The 948-nt window shown below is 61.5% G+C and carries 1 protein-coding gene and 1 pseudogene; one reads left to right on the top strand and one right to left on the bottom strand.

Going from position 1 to position 948, the window contains the following annotated elements:
• A pseudogene (locus GQB03_RS22600) lies at window positions 1-157 on the bottom strand (electron transfer flavoprotein subunit beta/FixA family protein); the annotation flags it as partial.
• Window positions 158-713: 556 nt separating this feature from the next.
• On the opposite strand from GQB03_RS22600, the gene GQB03_RS22595 reads away from it, so the two are divergent.
• Window positions 714-948: 3-hydroxyacyl-CoA dehydrogenase NAD-binding domain-containing protein (locus GQB03_RS22595; RefSeq protein WP_159692950.1), on the top strand; the 235-nt coding region annotated here is incomplete at its 3' end.

The following is a 948-nucleotide window of genomic DNA, read 5'->3' as shown; positions in this document are numbered from 1 at the left end:
CCGCTTCCTTGAGCCGCACCGCCTCTTCGATCGCAATCTCGTCGAACGGGTTGATCGACATCTTCACGTTCGCAAGCTCTACACCCGACTGGTCCGCCTTCACACGGACCTTCACGTTGTAATCCACTACGCGCTTCACAGGGACGAGTATCTTCATCTTGGCCTCCCTCCTCATATTTTTCATGGTCGCTGCCGACGCCGACGATCCGTGACGCAACGACTTTTCTCCATCCATTGCAGCGCGTTGGGCATGGCCTCGTCGGCCGCAGCGAACCGGCAGTGAGAACGAACAGACGCTGCTCCGCAAAAGCCGAATCTCACACCTTCGATCGGCCGCGTGCCGCTTACCTGGCGCACCCACTAGCAGTGGCGATACCCCGCTCACGCACCACAATCAATACAACTTATGGATCCATCAAATGTTAAGGAGATTGCCTCTGGTTGCCAGCCACCCGAATGGGGGGGGCCAAGCCGCGACGGGAGAAATAGACTGAAAAAAGCTTTCACTGGCTTGAGCGGAGCGCCGGCTGCCTGCCCGGTGCGGGGAGCGCGATGGAAAGACCACCGCATCACGCCGGCCTCGACGCGTGATGCGATTCATGTACGGCCAGGGCGCCGTGACACTTGCCAGTGGAGTCGAAATCCACCTTGACCTTGACGCCACCAATCATCGGGCGGGCGTCGTGCCGGGAGCATCGAAGAGGATGAAAAACGTGAGCAAACTGAGGATTCGCAAGGTAGCGGTACTGGGAGCTGGGGTGATGGGTGCGCAGATTGCGGCGCACTGCGCCAATGCGGACGTACCGGTGCTGCTGTTCGACCTGGCGGCGAAGGAAGGGGCGGCCAATGGCATCGTCGACAAGGCGCTGGCGGGCCTGCGCAAGCTCGACCCGGCGCCGCTGGCGAGCCGCGACCGGGTGCGCTTCATCGAGGCGGCCAACTACGGCT

It is taken from the genome of Cognatazoarcus halotolerans, assembly GCF_009800965.1.
In the GTDB taxonomy this organism is placed as follows: domain Bacteria; phylum Pseudomonadota; class Gammaproteobacteria; order Burkholderiales; family Rhodocyclaceae; genus Cognatazoarcus; species Cognatazoarcus halotolerans.
Note: the sequence above shows the minus strand (reverse complement) of the source record. Positions and strands in the feature narration are given on the sequence as shown.